Below are 20,561 nucleotides of genomic sequence, written 5' to 3'. Positions count from 1 at the left end.
TCCTTTTTTGGTTTCAAGGAAAAATTTATATTCCTGCATGACATAAGGAATAACCCACGCCTGATCGCACTGTCGGTGAGAAAAAGTGAGTTATTTTTGTAAACTTTTTGCAACTTTCGCGTAATACCCAGCAAATATGCAGATGAATCAACAACAGGTCAAGATAGCTGGCAATGACGGAACAAGATGCGATCGCTTTAGCCGATACGCTTTTACAGCCTGCTAACCGAGGACAAAGACTCACTATCAACAATCGCCAAAATAATATCCCACTATTGGGGGATGTAAACCTTTTGTAAATTCGCTGAGCGGCAACCTGAAGAATCCGGTAAATTTAACCATCATTCAAAATAACTAGCAATGACGGAACAAGAAGCGCTTACCCTAGTCGATACTCTGTTACACACTGCCAACCAGAGGCAAGGACTCAACGATGTTCAATCGGTAGTCTTTCTGGAAACTTGGACGGGAACCTCTTACCGGGAGATTGCCGAGCAGTCAGGTTATGAATACGACTACATCAAACAAGTCGGTTCGCACTTGTGGCGATCGCTCACCCAATCCCTTGGCGAACCTGTCTCGAAGCGCAATCTTCAAGCTGTTTTGCGTCGCTACCAACAGTTGCAACAAGCTGCAACTACATTACCCATCATTCAAGATAGGCAAGATTGGGGAGAAGCGCCCGATGTTTCCCGATTTTACGGTCGGCAAGGGGAACTACAAACGCTAGAAACCTGGATTCTTGAGGACTGCTGCCGTGCAATTGAAATCTTCGGACTCGGCGGGATGGGCAAAACTGCCCTCTCGGTGAAACTCGCTCAACAACTACAATCCCAATTTGACTGTGTGATTTGGCGCAGCTTACAGCAAGCACCGCTCTTAGAACTCATCGTCAGCGAAATTTTACCCATTTTAGTGGGTTCAGAGGTCACAATCGACAACTCAATCGATACCCTAATGAAACAGTTGCGCTCAAAACGCTGTTTGTTAGTCCTCGATAACGTTGAGTCGATCTTGCAAGACGGAAATCGCAGTGGACAGTACCAACCGGGTTATGAAGCCTACCACCAGTTATTCGATCGCATCTGCGATGAACCTCACCAAAGTTGCCTGATTATCACCGGACGAGACAAACCAGGCGGATTCGCCCTGCGGCAAGGAAAAAAACTCCCCGTGCGATCGCTACAACTGCAAGGACTCGCAGGCGCAGAAGGTCAGCAAATCCTCATCGCCAAAGGCTTAGAAGCTACAAAATCCCAGAGTCAAACCCTTGTTAATTACTTTGGTGGCAACCCCCTTGCGATTAAGATTGCTGCAACAACGATTCAAACGCTATTTGGCGGCAATATTCAGGGATTTTTAGCCCAAGGAAGCCATGTTTTTAGCGATTTGTGGGACTTACTCGATCGCCAGTTCGAGCGCTTATCTGCCCTGCAACAACAAATTATGTACTGGTTGGTGATTAACCGAGAAGCGGTAATGCCCGCAAAATTACAGGAAGAAATCCTGCCCAAAGTACCTCTGCGAGAGCTACTAGAGGCATTGGAGTCACTTCAGGCGCGATCGCTTATTGAAACCGCAGACACAGGTTTAACGCTACAACCCGTGATTATGGAGTATGTCACGGAACGCTTCATTCAGGCGCTCAAGCGAGAGGTTACTACAAACGAACTCACTATTCAAAACCGATGCTTAATTGAATCCCAGACTCAAGACTACCTACGCGATCCTCAAATTCAACTGATATCTTCGTGAATCCAGGTGTTAGCAAAATATACGCTCTACTCTTTCTCCAGAAGGCTTTGCCAACGGAGCGGCAGGAGAAAGAGCTAGCGCATTCACTCAACCACTAGATTGAAGCGTAAAGAAAAGCGATCGCTCAATCATCAACTAGAACCAGAACGCTTCATGGAATGAACAGCCGACCGACTCCCATATAGTTTTCAATATCAAGCAAAATCTCAAGGAGACGATCGACACAGCGATTCCGGTAATCTCGTTCATCTAGCAATCGATCCAAACTTCCAATCGTAATAACAGGGAGCGAATTGGGCGTGTTTTCTTCACGAAGGACTTGCTCTAATGACTCCTCACCTTTCATGCTCCGATTTGCCGTCATCAAAATCATTTGGTTTGCTTCAGCAATTCGCCAAACCATGCGGTCGCTGCTATCAATCGACAACTCCATCTCTTTGAAGGTAACAAAGCGGATCGGTAGTAACTCAAGCCAGCCTTGATTAGCAATATTACCCAACAGAATCAGTGCATGTCCCTCAAGATTATGGTCAATGAGGAAAATCATGCCTTCGATTCATGTCTGGCTTTCTGTGCTTGAAGCTTTGCCCAAAGTGCCTCTCGACCTGGCTTTGGTGGCATTGCCGCAATCCGGGCAAAGTGTTCGCGATTGCGTTCTTCCCAGTACTGCCGTATTTCTTCTGCTTCCTTTAAAACAGTTTGATACTCGGCTTCTACTTCAGCACGATTTGCCTCAATATAAAACAAGGCAGCATTAACTTGCTCATCTGTCAAGTTGAGCATACCGCGAATAAACTTAGGTGGATACTCAGCAGTCACGTAATCCATCACATCATAGAGGGTGATGCGCGTTCCTGCGATCGACAGTCCACGTTCTGTACGGATGATGCCTAGTTGTTCATTGGATGCCGGAGTCATACCCAGAATCTACTTCTACTAGATACCGCCTTCATAGTACCTCACGAAAAAAGCAAGGAGGATAACAAAAACCAAGTGCGATCGCCTAATCTGTTAGTTTTCACACAGTCTGACGAAGTGTTAAACCTTATAAGCTCTCGATGAACTCTTCAGGAGTAACTTGCGCTTGCTTAAGAATACCGCTTAGTGTACCTATCTTCAGTTCTCGATGCACGGGGACAACACATCCAATCTCGCCATCTGCGGTTTTCCTCTTCATCACAACATGGCTACCAGTTTGTCGAACTTGCTCAAAACCCAAACATTCTAGTGCCCGAATCGCTTCTCTACTTGAGATTCGTGGCAATCTAGGTATAGCTAACTTCAATGCTGGTCACATATCTTGGAGATGTTGCAGGTAAAGGAAATTCCTCTAAGTAAAGCCGTGTAGCTTCTTTCAAACCAGCGATCGCCTGCTCAATGGTTTCCCCCTGATCAACTGTGCCAACTTCTGGACATTCAGCGATATACATATCCTCTTCTTTATACACAATGACTGTAAAGCCACGAGTTTTCATTGTGTTTTATCCTTAAAGCCTTTTTAGCAAGCATAACATCACCCTCCTCCATCTCTCTTCGTAATCCAAGCGTTAGCAAAGTATACGCTCTCTAATCCTTCTCCAGAAGGCTTTGCCAACGGAGACGAATTGGGTGGGTTTTCTTTATTCAGTTAGAGCGACAAAGAGGCTATCTCCCCATAGCGATTTCTAAGAAAATGCCTTTAATTTTTCTTAATATCTTAATAATTTGATAAAAGTGAAGAAGGAGTCGCTGGCAGATAAAAGGATGGCTATAGACTATCCGAATATAGATATTGCGCCGTTGATCGATCATGCACTGCTCGATCCAGCCGCAACAGCAGAGCAAGTCGAAAAGTGTTGTTATGAGGCAGAGCGGTTTGGCTTTGCCGCTGTGTGTGTGTACCCAGTTTATGTGAAACAAGCGGCTGATCTGCTTTACGGTAAAGCACCGAAAGTTTGTACAGTGATTGGTTTTCCAACAGGGGCAACAACACCAGCCGTGAAGCTCTACGAAGCGCAAGAGGCTACAGATAATGGTGCAACAGAGCTAGATGTAGTTATTCACATAGGTAGCTTAAAAGCTGGAAAAACCAACGAACTGTATCGGGAAATTGCCCAAATTTGTGAGGAAACCGAGCAAACTGTCAAAGTGATACTAGAAACTGCTCTGTTGACAGATGCCCAAAAGCGTCTTGCTGCGGAACTATGTATGGATGCAGGAGCACAATTTCTCAAAACCAACACCGGCTGGAACGGAGGTGCTACAGTTGCTGACGTTCGCCTCTTAAAAGAGGTTACACAGGGACAAGTTGGCATCAAAGCAGCAGGAGGCATCCGCACCATTGAACAAGCCTATGATTTAGTCCTTGCTGGTGCAACGCGCTTGGGCACATCTCGCGGACCAGAGTTGCTTCGGCAGCTCACGTCGCGAGACGAGGAGGAACATTCTTGATTTTGAACTAAAGAACTAGGAATTGCTAGCACGTTTGGTATTAACCTGGCTGTCACTGATTCTTTGGTCTTTAATTCAAAATCTACTCGCCTATCCCTCTTTGAGTAAGCGAGGAAAAGTAAAACCCAAAATCAGTGATGAGTCGAACCTACAAAGCCACTGGAATCAATCTTAAAAGTATGCCGCTGGGAGAAGCGGACAGATTAGTGACAGTCTTAACACGGGAGTTTGGGCTGATTCGGGTAGTGGCACCGGGCGCACGTAAGCAGAACTCGAAACTGGGAGGCAGAAGTGGCTTGTTTGTCGTTAATGAGCTGCTGGTTGCCAAAGGGCGATCGCTCGACAAAATTACCCAAGCTGAAACCCTAGAATCATATCCCGGCTTAAGTAAAGATCTCAGTAAGTTGGCGGCAAGTCAATATCTGGCAGAATTAGTCCTCTGTCACGCCTTGAGCGAGCAACCGCAGGAGGAACTCTACGCCTTGCTCAATGAACATCTACGGCGTTTGGAGTACTTACCCAAGCCTTCTACTGACAAGTTGAAGACAGCCTCGGTACTGGCGCACTTATCCCACGGAGTCTTTCACCTACTAGCGTTAGCGGGTGTCGCTCCTCAAGTTCAAGTTTGTTGTGTGACGCAGCACTCGCTTAAGCCAGATTTTACTTCTCCGGATTGGCGGGTTGGTTTTAGTGTCGATGCGGGTGGTGCTGTCAGTTTGGCAGACAATAACTCTGTAGCCCAAAGTTTGCCCCGTCCAGTTCTCGCCAGAGGAGGAACAATCGCTCAGACAACTACCAGCGATGCGATCGATGTTCAGATACCTCCTCCCCCACGGCTGAACGCGAAACTCACTGCCTTGGAGTTGACGCTGCTCCAAAAACTAGCGGAAGCCCAATTGCCTCAGCTTAATACTCTGTTGCCACAAGGAGGTTTATTTACTGTTGATGCTATGGATACAGCCTGGGTGAAAGTCGAGCGAGTTTTACGGGATTATGCCCAGTATCACTTCGGTCGAGCAATTCGCTCAGCAACGTTAGTCGATGCTTTATCTATCCCTGACTTTTGAATGTTCCACCTATTAAAACGGTTTAAGGTCAATTCGATCAGGGTTTGATTTATTACAAAAAGAGAGAGAATGCGATTATCTGAATCAGAACGAGCAATAACATATTCTTCTAAAAAAATATCCGATCCTATGGCGAAGTCAAGCTCCCCTGAAGCCGAACTAACGCCTGCCCAAGCCAAGGGTTTTCTACCAGACACGGATGAAGCCCTTGTCGAACCACTAAAACGGGGATTTGTTCCGGTTCTAAAAAACCGTAACTTCCTAACGCTGTGGAGTGGTCAGGTCTTCTCTCAACTGGCAGATAAGGTTTATCTGGTGCTAATGATTGCGATCATTGCCAGCCGTTTTCAAGACGCAAATCAAACGATCAGTGGCTGGGTATCAGCACTGATGATTGCGTTTACAATCCCGGCTGTGTTGTTTGGTTCAGTGGCTGGGGTTTTTGTAGACCGATGGTCGAAAAAGGCTGTGCTAGTAGTAAGCAACCTCCTGCGAGGCATCCTAGTCTTGGCAGTGCCAATATTGTTGTGGATTACTCAAGACTGGAAACCGCTCTACAGTTTGCCTGTAGGTTTCTACGTGTTGCTGGGGATTACTTTTTTGGTGTCCACACTAACACAGTTTTTTGCTCCGGCAGAGCAGGCGGTGATTCCACTGATTGTGAAGCATCAAAACTTGCTTTCAGCGAACTCGCTGTATACGACAACGATGATGGCATCGTTGATTATCGGCTTTGCAGTGGGTGACCCGCTCCTCGCACTGACCGATAGCCTGGTGCGTTGGCTAGGGTTTGAGTGGGATTTTGGGAAAGAATTATTGGTAGGTGGCTCTTATGCGATCGCAGGCTTACTATTACTACTCCTGAAAACAGGTGAAAACAGAGATGAGCCTGAAGGAGAGGTGCCTCATGTCTTTTCAGACATCCGGGATGGTCTACGCTATCTCAAACACAATCGGCGTGTCCGCAATGCTTTAGTGCAACTGGTGATTCTGTTTTCCGTCTTTGCCGCTTTAGCTGTTTTAGCCGTGCGCTTGGCGGAAACCCTCCCCGGTATCAAGACGTCTCAGTTTGGCTTTTTATTAGCCGCTGGTGGCGTTGGTATGGCTTGTGGTGCCGCCATTCTGGGACACCGGGGTCAACAGGTTTCCCATACCAAACTCAGCCTATATGGTTCTGTGGGTATGGCTGCATCGCTTATCGGGGTGTCCGTATTTACCCATCATCTCTGGCTCACGTTACTAATGACGACGCTTTTGGGGGGTTTTGCGGCGTTGGTCGGTATTCCGATGCAGACGACGATTCAGGGAGAAACACCGCCAGAGATGCGAGGAAAGGTGTTTGGTTTACAAAACAATGCAATCAATATTGCCTTGAGCTTACCGTTAGCTTTAGCAGGTTTTGCCGAGACTTTACTGGGGTTGGAGACAGTATTTTTAGGTTTAGCGACACTTGTAGTCGCTGGAGGCGTCTTAAACTGGTATATTTCCCGTACAGGATCATCTATGTCACCCAACGCTGACAAATAGAGACTCGATAAACAATCTGAATGCATATCGCCTGGATCGGAAAAAAAACACCATTTTGTGGCAACGTAACTTACGGTCGAGAGGTTACTAATGCACTACTAGACCGGGGTCACCAAGTCAGTTTCCTTCACTTTGCCCAGGAAGAAGCCGACGATCGTACTTGGTCTGGCTGTCAGGAAGTGTCGCTGCCTTTCATCTACAAGTCTCAGGTTTACACCATACCCACGCTCAAAGCGAGTAAGGTGTTAACGCGATCGCTCAAGCAGCTGCGACCTGATCTCGTTCATGCCTCTCTGACGTTGTCTCCTTTAGACTTCCTACTCCCAGAAATCTGCGAGGAACTCAATATCCCGCTCGTCGCTACCTTTCATCCACCTTTTGATGGTAAGCGGCGAAACCTCAAGTCAGGAACGCAACTTTTCACCTATCAACTCTATGCGCCATTTCTAGCGCACTATGACCGGGTAATTATCTTTTCTCAGCTTCAGCGGAATTTCCTCGTGCGCTTAGGTGTACCCTCCCAGAAGCTGGCTGTTATCCCGAATGGAGTTGATGTCCAAAAATATTCTCCGGGTTCATCCAACTTCAAGTCACAACTGAAAGCTCAACGCTTGTTTGTTTACCAAGGTCGAATTTCTACCGAGAAAAATGTCGAGGCACTACTCAAAGCTTGGAAGCAATGTGAACTTGGCGAATCTAGCCAGCTAGTGATTGTGGGTAACGGCTCACTCTGGGCTTCTTTGATGCCCTTTTATGGAGAAGAACACGGCATCATTTGGCTGGGATTTGTTGCAGATGAACAGCGGCGAATCGACATTCTGCGGGCAGCAGATGTGTTTATTTTGCCATCTCTTTTGGAAGGACTGTCCCTATCCTTACTAGAAGCGATGGCTTGTGGCGTTGCTTGTGTCGCAACCGATGCGGGTGCAGATGGGGAAGTTTTGGAGAATGGCGCAGGTGTCGTTCTCAATACTCATCGGGTAACCTCCCAACTACACACTCTTTTGCCTCAGTTTCGTGATCACCCGGAGTGGACAGCGTTACTAGGACAAAAGGCAAGGGCGCGGGTTTTAGAGCGCTACACCCTTAGTGACAATATCACCCAGCTCGAAGCTCTGTATGCTGAGGTTTTACAACTGCGACGTGTACAGTTGAGTAGTCGTGCGTAGCAGGTGTATTGAACGTGTTCTTCCCTTTGCCGTCGTCTTGAAGACTAATCAGCCAACTGATGATGCAAAGCGCCAAAGATAAAACGGCGGAGTTACTTGTATATCGCTACTTTATGGCTAGAATCTTCTAGCTACGTTAGATAGACGTGCTAATTCATTCAGATCTTGGCGCAGACTCACCCACTCGCGTTCAACACTAGTGTTTAGACGTTGGCGACGTATGAAATTGTCGATTCTTGATGCCTGATTGAGTACTTCTTGAACATTGTCTGAGATTCTTTGACCTCTGTCGAAGCGATCGCGTAGACCTTTTGTTGCTTCTTCAAAGTCTCTGACAAACTGGTTGATGTTATCTTCCCGATTAGAGCCATTCAAACGGCTGTCATCGAGGGTAGAGTCCAGAGAATCACGAAGTCGATCAGTACGGTTCTCGATTCGATTGAGAATCTGCTGAGTTGACCCATTTAACGCAGGACGCTCAAAACGGTCTGCTAGTATCAACGGCATTGCCTCGCTGAGATTTTCAACAGCTAGCGCAGCTTGGGTAGAGGAAGCGGCATAAGCCTGAGTAGGTGCAATGACGTAAATTGCACTAGAAGCCACCAGAACCGTTCCTATAGTTAAAACCTTTGAGAGTTTCATTTTGGTTCCTTGAGTGAGGGACTACCAATGTGCATGAACTACTCTCAAAGTACTTTCAGAGAATCGCTAGAGTCTTCACCCAATCGATTCACCTGAATGGATGAAATTTTTATTCTACTTTCCTAAGACCTTGATAAACTTCTGTCGAAAAAAAAATTAGGGAAAGTAAAGGGTCTAGCCCTTTCCCTTTCCCCTATTGAGCTAATAAAGTGCAAAGGTATTACTAAAAAAGGAATCCAATCCGGCTTTATGCGTTACATAAATGCCAATCTCCGCTTCTTGACCAAATAATTTCCTTGATTATCTAATGGACAACTTGGAGCTAGAAACCTGTGTTTTTCAAAGGTCAAAGAACATTTGATTTTTCAGAGATGAACTCAACATTTTGGTGAACCTTGCCATTTTTTTGATTGGTATGACCATTCCCATTGCGGGGCTGAATTACGCCATATCCACCATGGTTACGCTCGTAAATCACGTTGATCTCGTCGGTTTTAGCATTCCGAAACATATAAAAATCGTGATCTACCAGTTGTAGTTGTTCTAAAGCTTCCTCAATAGTCATCGGTGGCATGGCAAAATACTTCATGCGTAGCACTTCACTGGGTAGTTCAGGAGTGCGATCGCCAATTAGATCTGGAGCTACGGGTATGTCATCAACGATTACACCAGTCTTCGGCTGCTCATGAGTTTTCCGGTGTTGTAGCTTCTCTTTATATTTTCGTAGCTGGCGATGAATCTTATCTGCAACTAAGTCAATGCTGGCGTATAAATCTTCGCTACCTTCTTGAGCACGAATTACTGTTCCATTGGCATAAATCGTCACTTCAGCAGTTTGCTTAGAATTTATCCGGGGGTTTTTCGCCACAGATAAATGTACATCCACCTCGGTTGTCATTGTCTGAAAGTGACTGACAGCCTTTTCAATTTTTTGATGTACATACTCACGGATTGCATCAGTGATGTCGATGTTTTTGCCCTGGATCACTAGCTTCATACTGATTACTCCATCATGTACTGTTTGAGTCGAAAAGGGCGGCGGTGGCTAGACTTGCCGCTCTTTGGAGAATACTTTCATTGTAGGACTCAGCTTTTTAGCACCAAGACGAGATTAAGAAAACGATAAGCTTCAGGTTAACTCTTTACACAAGTCTTCACAAGGAGAAGGGAACGTGCAGCGTCGATGCTTGTTAGATAATCAAGGGGTAGTGCCTTATTCTGTAGCTTGGGACTGGCAGCGATCGCTTTTGGAAGAACGCATCAAAGACGCTAGTCTTGATGATGTCCTCCTCTTACTGGAGCATCCACCTGTTTATACCCTAGGTCAAGGAGCGAGTCTAGAATTTCTCAAGTTCAATCCGAGTGAAGTGGCTGTAGAGGTTCATCGAGTTGAACGCGGTGGTGAAGTGACGTATCATTGCCCAGGACAGCTAGTCGGTTACCCGATTTTGAATCTGCGGCATTATCAGCAAGACTTGCACTGGTATTTGCGACAGTTGGAAGAAGTCTTGATTCGGCTATTGGGTAGCTATGGACTAAAAGGCGATCGCATTGCTGGAATGACTGGCGTTTGGCTAGAAGGACGTAAAGTTGCCGCCATTGGCATCAAAGTATCTCGGTGGATTACCATGCATGGCTTTGCCTTAAATGTTTGTCCTGACCTTACAGGCTTTCAGCAGATTGTACCTTGTGGGATTGCCAATAAACCTGTGGGTAGTCTCGCTCAGTTTATCCCAGGTATTTGTGTAGAGGACGTGCGAACGTCTGTTGCCGCTGCCTTTGCAGAGGTTTTTGGCGTTGAACTCATCCTTCATCCTTCCAAAAACTTCAAGCACTAAGCTTTTCTTCCCAAAGTCGCCGGAGAAGTTTGCCCTCCTGCCGAAGTTCTCTTAATCTTTTGTTATCGTTTTCTAAGTAAAAGGTTTCTTCAAGCTTGCCAAATTTGATTACTAGTTTATTTGCCTCAATCATTTGGTAATCAAGGATTCGAGGACTATCACCACTTAAGCTTTTATTGGTGAAAACTAAATTTGGCTGATTAGCATCAACACACCAAGACATCTGTCCAGATTCATCTTTAATTACATAGTTCCAAGCCATTTTTACTCCAAATTCCGCTTCACTAAGCTGGTGAATTTGGCTAATTGCAAGGAGTTCCTGCTCATCGAGTAAACTGACTTTTACCTTAACGAGCTTAGAAACCCAAATTCCTTTGGAGCGAAACCAAAAATCATATAACTCCTGATGAAAAAACATAGACACCTCTTTGTATTCTTACTTGGTATAAAGTAGACCAAAGCTAATCTTTTGGTTAGTTAATAGGTGCAATGAGTAGCTCAAGTCCACTAGTGAATTCTTCAATCTAACGAGTTATATTTCCGCCAAGTTGGAAAAATGATGCAGTATCCAATGAGAAATCGGAAGTTTTTCTAAATTTCTTACGGATGAAGTAAACACGCTGCCGAAGAGAAGAAGATAATAATGCTCTTTCATTGTTGCCTCAGCACGAAGCTGAGGTTTTTTTTATTGAGATATCAGCACCTCAGATCCCCGACTTCTCCAAGAAGTCGGGGATCTACTCTCTATTTCCGTTCTATCCGTGCCTATCAAAGAATTTTGAATCTTGAATGAGCTGAGACACAATAGGACTATTTAATACAAAATCTGCTCTCTACCTGTAGAGAAGTCACAGCTTCCGAGTCCTATTTTTTAGCTTGCTACTTCCATGACTGAGAAATCACCAGAGTCGAAAACTCCTCTATCAGACCAACTTGCGGATGCTTTGCTCAAAGTGCTGTTTGTGGGTAGTGGTGGGTCATCCCTGTTCTTTTTGTTTCAAAACGAAATCCCAAAAGCCTTGATTGCGATGGGAGTTGCGGGTGGGACGAGTTTGTTGACTAGTTTTTGGGATGGTTTGCTAGAAATCCTCAGAACTCGCATGAAAGAACGGGGTCAAGAGGTCGGTAAAGCTATTGACCGAACCTTGGATCTCACACTGTCTGGTTTTAAGAAGAAATATCTGGAAGTTCTCAAGGTTGAGTGCTACAGCCTCGATGTGGAAGGGCATCAAATCGAGCAAACTCTGGCACTTGAGGATGTATTTGTGCCGTTATACATTGAGTCAGGTCACAATGCGGGGATTCTGACGACGGGTAGTCAGGAAATTTGGGAGTTTTTGCCCAAACAGCATTATTCTCTGGGTCAGTATCCTCACCGCAGAATTGTTATTCTAGCGGGTCCAGGCTATGGCAAAACGACTCTGCTGCGCTACTTAACTTTCACGTATGTCACCAAATCTCACCCCTCACAAACCCGTTGGTTCATCCCTATCCTGTTGCGGTTGCGCGAGGTTCATTCTCTGATTTTGGAAGAAAATCCCTCCTCCTTGTCTAACTTGATTGTCAAGCACTTGGAAAACCGCGCCGAATATCGGGATTTTAAGCCCTCGCAAAACTGGTTTGAGGAATGGCTGGATAAAGGGGAATGCTTGGTGATGCTAGATGGACTTGATGAAGTCCCGAAAACTCAGCGCGATAAAGTGCGTAGATGGGTTGATGGGGAAATGAAAGCCTACCCCAAAAGCCAATTTATCCTCACCTCTCGCCCTCACGGGTTTGAGTTGCGACCGGATGAACCAAATATCCCTGTTACGACTGATTTAAAGCTCAAGGTACTCGACTTTACTCCCGACCAAAAGCAGCAGTTTATCGAGAAGTGGTATGGTGCTTTAATTCAACGCAAATGGCAATCTCTACTCGAACATAACCGCCAGAAATCGGAAAGTAGCCGTTTAGCGGAGGAAGAGGTCGAAGCCAAAAGCAAGCAAGAGGCAAAAGACTGTGCCGATGACCTCACCAAGCAGATTTTTGCCAGTCCTGCCCTCAACGACTTAGCAAGAAATCCTTTGCTCATCACGATGATTGCTACAACTCATCGCATTCAGACCGTTTTACCCAAACGTCGGGTCGAACTGTATGAGACGATGTGCGGTTTGCTGTTGGGGACTCGACCTTATGCCAAGAAAACCAACCTGACCCTAACGGCAACCGAGAATAAGGCAGTGTTGCAAGTGCTGGCTTGGCAGCTAGTGCTACAGGAAAAAACGCAGTTTACCCCACAACAGGGAGAACAATGGATTGAAGATATCCTAACCCGTTGCCGGAAAGACCGCGACCTCAGCCTCAAGCAGTTTTGGGAGGAAATTGTTGACATAGCGGGTCTGCTAGTGGAAAAAGAAGCAGGTATCTATGAGTTTTCCCATCAAACCTTTCAGGAGTATTTAGCTGCCCTGCAAATCAAGGAACGGGGAGAGGAAGCGCTGTTACTAGAGAAAATCTCCAATGACCGTTGGCAGGAAGTTATTTGTTTCTACGCAGCGATGGGAAGTGCCACTAACTTAATTAACGCTGCTCTTGACAACCCAAATTCCTACACGTTGAAGCTGGCAAATCGTTGTAGGAACGAAGGCCGTGATGTAGACCCCCAGACTTCAACGCGACTGGAACAAGCTTTGCTAACGCTGCCATTGAGTGAACTTGAATTCGCTGCCGAGGTACGGCTAGAGCAACGGTTTCGCAGGAACTTAATGGCTATTGATGACCATAGGCTTATCGACCAAGGTCACATCACTTGGGGAGAGTATCAACTATTCCTGGAAGCTCAAGTAACGGGACAGTTTCATTCTCAGGCAACAGTCGTGCAGATAGACACCGAACAGATTAACCAACCTGTCAGTGGGATAACTTTTGAGGATGCCCGTTGGTTTTGTGCTTGGTTGGGAACGCAGGCGAACTTGTACACAACGGATGATACTGGGGTGTATGACTACCGCTTACCCACTGAGGAAGAATTACAGCAATTTCCTGCCAGGGAACCGGGGCAACAGCAACTGGTAGCTTGGACAAGTTCGCCCAACAGTCAAGCTAATGCTCTACGTGTGGTGCGGGTGCAACTGCCTAACCCTTACAAAGCCTTGCTGAACTACTTGGCTAATGGTCGCTGGCTCGAAGCGGATAAGGAAACAGCCAACGTGATGCTAGAAGTAGCAGGGCAAAAAGACCGAGGCTACCTAGACATAGAAGACATCAAGAGATTTCCCTGTGAAGACCTACAAATAATCGACCAGTTATGGGTAAAATTCAGTGGCGGGCACTTTGGATTTAGTGTCCAGAAACAGATTTACGTGGAAATAGGCAATAAACCCAACGGAAAATACTACGAAAAGGAATTCAAACAGTTTTGCGATCGCATCGGCTGGCCTTTCATGACGCCGCCGCTGGATAACTTTGGTCACTACGACCTATCAAATTCTCCATCCGGTCAACTCCCGTACAGTCCGTGGGGGAGGAATGTGGGTGGAATCTGGGATGGTAGTGAGGTAAGGAGGGGAGGGGGGAGTCTCTTCTCTCGCGTGGAGACTTGTAAACTGTAACGTCTAAAGGTTTCGGCGAATTGTAAATATTTATGACAGGGTAAATTTCCACGTAAAGACTGCTAGTTCTACCTTTCCGATACCTGGCACTGGCACTCTTGCTGCATCATGACTCCTGCGACTTGCGGGTTGTAACAATTGGCAAAGACAAACTTCTCAGCAACCTGTTGAACATCCGAGTCAGGTGTTTCCCACTGCGCCCAAGGAAACGCCATCTGTCCCGGTGAAGACTTCTTCGGCTTCCCCCTAACCACCAATCCTGCTAACAACTGACTTTCCCAATGGTTTTGCTTCTCCGGCTTTGGCTGAATATCCAAAATCGGGCGAATGGAATTCGCGGCTACAAAAACAAAGTCCGCCTTCGCGGACTGAGGAAAAACCAAGAATTTTGAAACCCGCGAAGGCGGGTTTAGTTTGTATAGCTGCGGTTTCAACCGCCAAGCTACCCACTAGGCAGTCCCAAGTTGCCCAAACGCAATGAACATACAACTGCGTTAAATTCGCCCTCATGTCATTACCCTTTAACACCACTACCAGTATCCGTTGGCACGATGTAGCGCTGCATCAAGAGGAAAAATAACAGGACTGGCGCAATTGAAATAACTGAACCTGCCGCAATGAGACGCCAATCCAGGGAAAATGTACCCGCAAGAGTTGCCACTCCTAAAGGTAGCGTGTAGTATTCCTCTCGATCTAGGACGATTAACGGCCAAAGGAAGTCGCTCCAAGAGCCGATGAAGACGAATATTGCCAGTGTTACCAGTGCCGGACGAACGGCGGGTAGCATCACATTCCACCACAACCCTAATTCAGAACAGCCATCAATCCGAGCGGCTTCTTCTAGTTCCTTTGGGACACCTTGAAAGGCTTGTCGCAGTAGAAAAATCCCAAAGGCGGAGGCAATACCAGGAAAAATCACACCGAGATAGGTATTTTTTAAACCAAGCTGTACGGTCAAGATGTAGAGGGGAATCATCACGATTTGGAAGGGAATCATGATGGTCGAGATGATACTAGCAAAAATTAAGTCACGACCTCGGAAGTTTAGCCGCGCTAGTGGGTAAGCGGCGAGGGAGCAGAACAAAAGGTTTAAGCTGACAGTGACTACTGCAACAACGGTACTGTTAAATAAGTACTGCCCAAAGGGTTTGCTTTGCCAGACAGTAACAAAGTTTTGGAACGTCGGCTGGCTGGGCAACAGTTGCGGGGGAGATTGAAAGATATTTTCGGCTGGCGATTTGAGCGATGTGCTGATCAGCCAAAGCAAAGGGAAGAGCATCACAAAGGCGATCGCACTTAGCAGCACATACATCCAAATGGCTTTCAATTTTGAATTTTGACGCTTAAGTAGTTTTATGTTTAAGTCGAATGTCATTACTTAAATACGGTTAAATCCTGTTTCTGTACAAACTAATTGCAGAGGTTTGTCCCACTGATCAATCGGAAGCTGGGGTAAATAAGCAAATTCAAATACAATCCCAATTGTTGGTGTTGCTGCCCACTCTGTTGAACTTAGCATCCGGTCGTAAAAGCCACCACCGTAACCCAAACGATACCCTCGTTTGTCGCAAGCCACCGCTGGAACTAGGATTAAATCTACTTCCTTGGGTGACAGCGTTGGGGAATCGGGGTGAGGTTCAAAAATGCCAAATTTATCCTTTTGCAAGGGTTCTCCAGGCTTCCAGCTATGCCAGGAGAGGGATTTGCCTTGCACACGCGAGAAGCCCCACTGGTGTTTAGAGTTTGTAAATAAAGGGCTGAGTTCTGGTTCTTGCCGAAAGCTGAAATACGCCAGGATGGTTTGAGCCGAGGTAAACAGGGGTAAGGATTGGAGGTGGGTACAGATGCGATCGCTCTTTTCCCGCCATTCTGTGAGTGTCATAGATTGGCGAGTCTCAAGAAGCGATCGGCGTAATTCCCTTTTTTCCATAGAATAACCTAACCCCCAACCCCTTCCCACCTCTCCCTAGCCCTCTCCTACAAGGAGAGGGAAAAGGAATAATGTTTTTAGCTGGAAGGGGAGTAAGAATCATAGCCTCACTCAAGAGTAGGAGAGAGGTCAGAGTGTACCGCATCCAAGTGAGAAACGCTATAGATTAATTACAAGTTTTGTATCGCCCTGGTTCATTGGCTATGCCAAGCTGAGATCATGAGCCTATAGGTCTTTGCTTGGGCAACGTTTATATAGAATGTCAGTAACCTCAAATCCTTCCCTACGAGAACAACAACATCCCCTGATTCGTCAATTAGCTGACTGCATTGAGTCTAACTGGCAGCACTACCTGGAACTCTCACCCTATCCCCTACCTACTGAGTTAGGTTACGTGGAAGGAAAACTGGAGGGAGAAAAACTGACGATTGAAAACCACTGCTATCAGACACCTCAGTTTCGGAAACTGCATCTGGAACTTGCAAAAGTCGGTAAAACGCTTGATATTTTGCACTGTGTGATGTTTCCTCGTCCAGAGTACGCCCTACCAATGTTTGGTTGCGATTTAGTAGGTGGGAGAGGACAAATTAGTGCGGCGATCGCGGATCTCTCACCTCTCTCTCGTGAGCGTATCTTACCGGATTCCTATCGCCAAGCTTTAGGTGCCTTGCCAACACCTGAATTTTCTCAACAGCGAGACTTGCCAGATTGGGGAGATATTTTCTCAGAATTTTGTCTATTTATTCGACCGGGTAGTCGAGAGGAAGAACGTCAGTTTCTCTCGCGGGTGGAAAGCTTTTTGCAGATTCACTGTGCCTTTGCGGTTCAAGCCTCACCTGTATCTGAAGAACAACAAGCAGAGATTTTGGAGAGTCAACACTACTACTGCACCAAGCAGCAGCAGAACGACAAAACTCGTCGAGTGCTGGAAAAAGCCTTTGGGGTAGATTGGGCAGAACATTACATGACTTCGGTTCTTTTTGACTTGCCAACAACCGCTTAAAAAGATAGACAGGGGCTGATTTCTAGGCTCACAACCTTAGCTTGCTACTCACAAACCCACTATCTTACCCCGTAAGATGGATGAAGTACAGCAATAAAAGCTTTAAATACTCTACCCAGAGAATTATGGGGCATAAACCAGGGATAAAGGATCAGCTATCCTCAAAACTGATAACCCGCTGGGCAATTATCCTAGCTGTGCTAGGAGCGATCGCAACCGGGGCTACTGCCATTTATACCGTCAGCTTTGCCGATCAGCGCCAACTGGACGAGTCCAGCCCTACCCGCCCTCCAAGTCCTGCGATTAAAGCTGTTACTGCCTTAGGACGCTTAGAACCAGAAGGGGAAGTCATTCAACTATCTGCCTCAAATTCGCTGCAAGGAGCAAAGGTTGCTCAACTGCTGGTTTCTCAAGGCGATCAGGTTCGTGAGAAACAAGTGATTGCAGTATTGGATAGTCGCGATCGCTTACAAGCCGCGCTAGAGCGTTCCCAAAAACAGGTCAAAGTCGCTCAAGCAAATCTGGAAAAAGTCAGAGCAGGTGCTAAACTTGGCGCAATTGGCGCTCAGGAAGCCACAATCAAACGTCTAAAAGCAGAATTGGACGGTGAGAAAACTGCCCAACAGACAACTGTTACTCGGTTACAAACTCAACTGTTGGAGGCAAGACAAGCGCAAGATGCGATCATCAGGAGATTAGAAGCTGAGTTACGCAGCGTCCAAACAGATTTTGAACGCTATCAAAAGCTAGCGCAGGATGGTGCAATACCGGCAACAGAATTAGACACCCGCCGCTTAAAAGTAGAAACAGCGATCGAGCAACTTAGTGAAGCACAAGCGAATCGAAACCAGGCTTTAACAACCCTCAGCGAACAACTCAAAGAAGCCGAAGCCAACCGTGACAAAACTACTGCTGTCTTAGAAGAACAGATTAACGAAGCAACGGCAACCCTGGCACAGATTAAGGAAGTTCGTCCAGTTGATATTCAACAAGCAGAAGCAGAGGTGGAAAGTTCTCTTGCAGCCGTTGGAGAAGCCCAAGCTGACTTGGAATTAGCGTATGTGCGGGCACCTGTAGCGGGTCGAATTTTGAAAATCAATACCCTTGCTGGAGAAAGCATTAACGAACAGGAAGGTATTGCTGAACTAGGTCAAACCGATCAGATGGTTGTCATCGCCGAAGTTTATGAAAGTGATATTAGTAAAGTACGCCTCGGCCAGCGAGTTACTGTAACTAGCGAGGGGAAATCGTTTGAAGGCGAACTCCAGGGTAATGTTAGCCAAATCGGATTACGCATTGGCAAAAAAGATATTTTGAATACTGACCCAGCGGCAGCAGTTGATGCCAGAGTTGTAGAAGTAAACATTCGTTTGAATCCAGAACATAGCAAGCGTGTGTCGAGCTTAACCAACTCAAAAGTTATTGTAGAAATATTGCTATAACGCTTTTCAGTTGAATGAGGTACAGATCAGGTGTGTGAAGACTAGAGAGAGCAATGAAAACAAAAAAGCTGATAGCTGATAGCTGACGGCTTTCTGCTATATAACTGAGAGCTAAAGGCTTTAAATAGAGTTTAAGAATTGGCAGCCTAACTTCATCCTTAATTCTTATTTTGCAATTCAATATTTTGTAATAAATCGAGACTAAGTAACGTATGAGAATACCTCTAGCCTGGTTACAACTCAGCCGCGAAAGAATGCGGTTATTCGTGGCACTTGCAGGGATTGGCTTTGCTGATATTTTGATGTTCATGCAACTGGGATTTCGGGATGCTCTATTTGAAAGTGCAGTAGTTTTGCATAAAAAATTACAGGGCGACATTTTTCTCATCAGCCCTCAATCAACGTCAACAATCGCGATGAAAAGCTTTCCGGCTCGGCGCTTGTATCAAACGCTTGGGTTTGAGGGGGTCAAATCTATTAGTCCAGTTTATTTAGATTTTGCCTTATGGAAAAATCCCCAAACTCGTGGAACTCGGAGCATTCTCGTTTTGGGTTTTAATCCAGCAGATAGTGTTTTAACTTTGCCTGGAGTAACGGATAATCTAGGTACTCTAAAAATTGCAGATGTCGTTTTATTTGATGACACGTCTAGACCAGAGTTTGGTTCAGTTGCCCAGGAATTTAATGCAGGAAAAGACGTTACGACTGAAGTGGGAGGACGCCGAATTCGAGTCGGTGGAATATTCAGCCTAGGTGCTTCTTTCGGGGCGGATGGAAATATTGTTACCAGTGATTTAAATTTTTTACGCCTGTTTCCAAGTCGAGAAAAGGGATTGATTGATATTGGCATTATTAACTTAGAACCAGATGCAGATCTGCAAGTTGTAATCAAAAACCTGAAACAGAGCCTACCCAAGGATGTTGATGTTTTATCAAAGGAAGAATTTATTGCCCTTGAGAAAAACTACTGGCAAACTAGTACAGCTATTGGCTTTATTTTTACCCTAGGTACAGGGATGGGTTTGATTGTTGGCACGGTAATTGTTTATCAAATTCTCTATACTGATGTTTCTGACCATTTGCCCGAATACGCAACTCTAAAAGCGATGGGTTATAAAAATAGCTATCTCTTGATGGTGGTATTTCAAGAAGCTCTGATTCTTGCTGTGCTAGGTTATTTGCCGGGATATTCTCTAGCTATGGGACTCTATACTTTAACAAGAACTGCGACTAATTTACCCATGGCAATGAACCTTGCTAAAGCGGTATCAGTATTAATCATGACAATTATTATGTGTGCAGTTTCCGGCGCGATCGCAGTACGAAAATTACAGGCAGCAGACCCAGCGGATATCTTTTAGAATAGTGAAAATCTAGAGTGAGGTAGTCAGTGGTTAGTCCAAACCTCAGCAACAATTCAACGTTGGGACAAAGTACTTGGGTAGACCCGTTTTCGAGCCATCCCATGCCTCAACAGCCAGTTGTATCAATCAACAATCTGAGTTATTACTTTGGGAAAGGTTCGCTGCGTAAGCAAATTTTGTTTAATATCAGCTTGGAAATCCAGGCGGGAGAGATTGTACTGATGACGGGGCCTTCTGGCTCAGGGAAGACCACTTTACTGACGTTGATGGGAGGATTGCGATCGCCTCAAGAGGGTAGCCTGAAAGTTTTGGGTAAAGAACTGAGGGGAGCGTCAAAAAATCACCTGGTGGAAGTCCGTCGCAACATTGGTTACATCTTCCAGGCTCACAACTTGCTCAAGTCCCTTACTGCTCGCCAAAATGTGCAGATGTCTTTGGAACTACACCCTGAAATTTCTTCGCAAGAGGCTGTTGCTAAGTCAGCCGCGATGCTGAGAACTGTAGGCTTAGGCGATCGCATCAATTACTACCCGGATAGCCTTTCTGGAGGGCAAAAACAGCGAGTGGCGATCGCACGCGCCTTGGTGAGTCATCCGAAATTAGTCTTAGCAGACGAACCAACAGCCGCACTCGACAGTAAATCAGGTCGTGATGTTGTCGAATTGATGCAACGGCTTGCCAAGGAACAGGGATGTACGATATTGATGGTTACTCACGATAACCGGATTTTGGATATCGCTGACCGTATCGTTCATATGGAAGACGGACATCTGCAAAAAGATACCGCCATCTAAAACTAGA

The 20,561-nt window shown here is 45.9% G+C and carries 22 protein-coding genes; 12 read left to right on the top strand and 10 right to left on the bottom strand.

Annotated elements, in window-relative coordinates:
* The first annotated feature begins 173 nt into the window (after positions 1 to 173).
* Both AC5JL3_RS24200 and AC5JL3_RS24195 read left to right on the top strand, forming a co-directional pair.
* On the top strand, positions 174 to 299 hold the full coding sequence (locus AC5JL3_RS24200; protein ID WP_496076901.1) for a hypothetical protein: 126 nt from the start codon (positions 174 to 176) through the stop codon (positions 297 to 299).
* Positions 300 to 360: 61 nt separating this feature from the next.
* Positions 361 to 1,755 carry a helix-turn-helix domain-containing protein gene (locus AC5JL3_RS24195; RefSeq protein ID WP_496076900.1) on the top strand — a complete coding sequence of 465 codons (1,395 nt, stop codon included), beginning with the start codon at positions 361 to 363 and terminating at the stop codon, positions 1,753 to 1,755.
* A gap of 151 nt (positions 1,756 to 1,906) precedes the next feature.
* Here AC5JL3_RS24195 and AC5JL3_RS24190 read toward each other — a convergent pair whose 3' ends face one another.
* From AC5JL3_RS24190 to AC5JL3_RS24175, 4 genes are all read right to left on the bottom strand, one after another.
* Positions 1,907 to 2,302, bottom strand: coding sequence for an ACP S-malonyltransferase (locus AC5JL3_RS24190; protein WP_496076899.1), 396 nt, complete (start codon positions 2,300 to 2,302; stop codon positions 1,907 to 1,909).
* Positions 2,299 to 2,673: a DUF433 domain-containing protein gene (locus AC5JL3_RS24185; RefSeq protein WP_496076898.1), complete on the bottom strand. Its 375-nt coding sequence runs from the start codon at positions 2,671 to 2,673 to the stop codon at positions 2,299 to 2,301. The genes AC5JL3_RS24190 and AC5JL3_RS24185 overlap by 4 nt, the downstream gene beginning before the upstream one ends.
* A 127-nt stretch (positions 2,674 to 2,800) precedes the next feature.
* Positions 2,801 to 3,019 carry a type II toxin-antitoxin system HicA family toxin gene (locus tag AC5JL3_RS24180; protein WP_496076897.1) on the bottom strand — a complete coding sequence of 73 codons (219 nt, stop codon included), beginning with the start codon at positions 3,017 to 3,019 and terminating at the stop codon, positions 2,801 to 2,803.
* A gap of 1 nt (position 3,020) precedes the next feature.
* Complete coding sequence (locus AC5JL3_RS24175; RefSeq protein WP_496076896.1) at positions 3,021 to 3,230, bottom strand: type II toxin-antitoxin system HicB family antitoxin; 210 nt, start codon at positions 3,228 to 3,230, stop codon at positions 3,021 to 3,023.
* A gap of 268 nt (positions 3,231 to 3,498) precedes the next feature.
* Here AC5JL3_RS24175 and deoC point away from each other — a divergent pair, with 268 nt between their 5' ends.
* The 4 genes from deoC to AC5JL3_RS24155 all read left to right on the top strand — a co-directional run bounded on the left by deoC (position 3,499) and on the right by AC5JL3_RS24155 (position 7,948).
* Positions 3,499 to 4,185 (top strand): deoxyribose-phosphate aldolase, encoded by a 687-nt coding sequence (gene deoC, locus AC5JL3_RS24170; protein ID WP_496076895.1) that lies wholly within the window; start codon positions 3,499 to 3,501, stop codon positions 4,183 to 4,185.
* A gap of 137 nt (positions 4,186 to 4,322) precedes the next feature.
* Entirely contained in the window at positions 4,323 to 5,252 is a 930-nt protein-coding gene (gene recO, locus AC5JL3_RS24165; RefSeq protein ID WP_496076894.1) for a DNA repair protein RecO, read from the top strand.
* A gap of 129 nt (positions 5,253 to 5,381) precedes the next feature.
* Positions 5,382 to 6,779, top strand: a complete 1,398-nt coding sequence (locus AC5JL3_RS24160) for an MFS transporter (protein ID WP_496076893.1) — start codon at positions 5,382 to 5,384, stop codon at positions 6,777 to 6,779.
* Between the two features lie 20 nt (positions 6,780 to 6,799).
* On the top strand, positions 6,800 to 7,948 hold the full coding sequence (locus tag AC5JL3_RS24155; protein WP_496076892.1) for a glycosyltransferase family 4 protein: 1,149 nt from the start codon (positions 6,800 to 6,802) through the stop codon (positions 7,946 to 7,948).
* Between the two features lie 117 nt (positions 7,949 to 8,065).
* Here the strand turns inward: AC5JL3_RS24155 and AC5JL3_RS24150 are convergent, their stop codons facing one another.
* On the bottom strand, positions 8,066 to 8,590 hold the full coding sequence (locus AC5JL3_RS24150; RefSeq protein WP_496076891.1) for a hypothetical protein: 525 nt from the start codon (positions 8,588 to 8,590) through the stop codon (positions 8,066 to 8,068).
* Between the two features lie 346 nt (positions 8,591 to 8,936).
* A complete protein-coding gene (gene hpf / locus AC5JL3_RS24145) occupies positions 8,937 to 9,587 on the bottom strand; it encodes a ribosome hibernation-promoting factor, HPF/YfiA family (RefSeq protein ID WP_496076890.1) in 651 nt (216 codons plus the stop codon).
* Between the two features lie 175 nt (positions 9,588 to 9,762).
* Between hpf and lipB the strand changes: the two genes are divergently transcribed.
* Positions 9,763 to 10,428, top strand: coding sequence for a lipoyl(octanoyl) transferase LipB (gene lipB, locus AC5JL3_RS24140; RefSeq protein ID WP_496076889.1), 666 nt, complete (start codon positions 9,763 to 9,765; stop codon positions 10,426 to 10,428).
* Here the strand turns inward: lipB and AC5JL3_RS24135 are convergent.
* Positions 10,418 to 10,846 (bottom strand): hypothetical protein, encoded by a 429-nt coding sequence (locus AC5JL3_RS24135; protein WP_496076888.1) that lies wholly within the window; start codon positions 10,844 to 10,846, stop codon positions 10,418 to 10,420. The genes lipB and AC5JL3_RS24135 overlap by 11 nt on opposite strands.
* Before the next feature lie 469 nt (positions 10,847 to 11,315).
* Here AC5JL3_RS24135 and AC5JL3_RS24130 point away from each other — a divergent pair, with 469 nt between their 5' ends.
* The gene (locus AC5JL3_RS24130) at positions 11,316 to 14,021 is read left to right on the top strand and encodes a GUN4 domain-containing protein (RefSeq protein WP_496076887.1); all 2,706 of its coding nucleotides are present in this window, start codon (positions 11,316 to 11,318) and stop codon (positions 14,019 to 14,021) included.
* Between the two features lie 68 nt (positions 14,022 to 14,089).
* Here AC5JL3_RS24130 and AC5JL3_RS24125 read toward each other — a convergent pair whose 3' ends face one another.
* From AC5JL3_RS24125 to AC5JL3_RS24115, 3 genes are all read right to left on the bottom strand, one after another.
* Positions 14,090 to 14,404, bottom strand: a complete 315-nt coding sequence (locus AC5JL3_RS24125) for a hypothetical protein (protein ID WP_496076886.1) — start codon at positions 14,402 to 14,404, stop codon at positions 14,090 to 14,092.
* 131 nt (positions 14,405 to 14,535) lie between these two features.
* The gene (locus tag AC5JL3_RS24120) at positions 14,536 to 15,333 is read right to left on the bottom strand and encodes a carbohydrate ABC transporter permease (RefSeq protein WP_396813186.1); all 798 of its coding nucleotides are present in this window, start codon (positions 15,331 to 15,333) and stop codon (positions 14,536 to 14,538) included.
* Between the two features lie 66 nt (positions 15,334 to 15,399).
* Positions 15,400 to 15,951: a 5-formyltetrahydrofolate cyclo-ligase gene (locus AC5JL3_RS24115; protein ID WP_496076885.1), complete on the bottom strand. Its 552-nt coding sequence runs from the start codon at positions 15,949 to 15,951 to the stop codon at positions 15,400 to 15,402.
* Between the two features lie 259 nt (positions 15,952 to 16,210).
* Between AC5JL3_RS24115 and AC5JL3_RS24110 the strand changes: the two genes are divergently transcribed.
* The 4 genes from AC5JL3_RS24110 to AC5JL3_RS24095 all read left to right on the top strand — a co-directional run bounded on the left by AC5JL3_RS24110 (position 16,211) and on the right by AC5JL3_RS24095 (position 20,554).
* Entirely contained in the window at positions 16,211 to 16,954 is a 744-nt protein-coding gene (locus AC5JL3_RS24110) for a phycocyanobilin:ferredoxin oxidoreductase (RefSeq protein ID WP_496076884.1), read from the top strand.
* 125 nt (positions 16,955 to 17,079) lie between these two features.
* Positions 17,080 to 18,396: an ABC exporter membrane fusion protein gene (locus AC5JL3_RS24105; protein WP_496076883.1), complete on the top strand. Its 1,317-nt coding sequence runs from the start codon at positions 17,080 to 17,082 to the stop codon at positions 18,394 to 18,396.
* 212 nt (positions 18,397 to 18,608) lie between these two features.
* The gene (gene devC / locus AC5JL3_RS24100) at positions 18,609 to 19,757 is read left to right on the top strand and encodes an ABC transporter permease DevC (protein ID WP_496076882.1); all 1,149 of its coding nucleotides are present in this window, start codon (positions 18,609 to 18,611) and stop codon (positions 19,755 to 19,757) included.
* A 104-nt stretch (positions 19,758 to 19,861) separates the two neighbouring features.
* A complete protein-coding gene (locus AC5JL3_RS24095) occupies positions 19,862 to 20,554 on the top strand; it encodes a DevA family ABC transporter ATP-binding protein (RefSeq protein ID WP_192221243.1) in 693 nt (230 codons plus the stop codon).
* The last annotated feature ends 7 nt before the right edge of the window (positions 20,555 to 20,561 follow it).

The sequence above is a fragment of the Symplocastrum torsivum genome (genome assembly GCF_059505465.1).
This window is presented reverse-complemented; position numbering and strand designations above follow the sequence as displayed.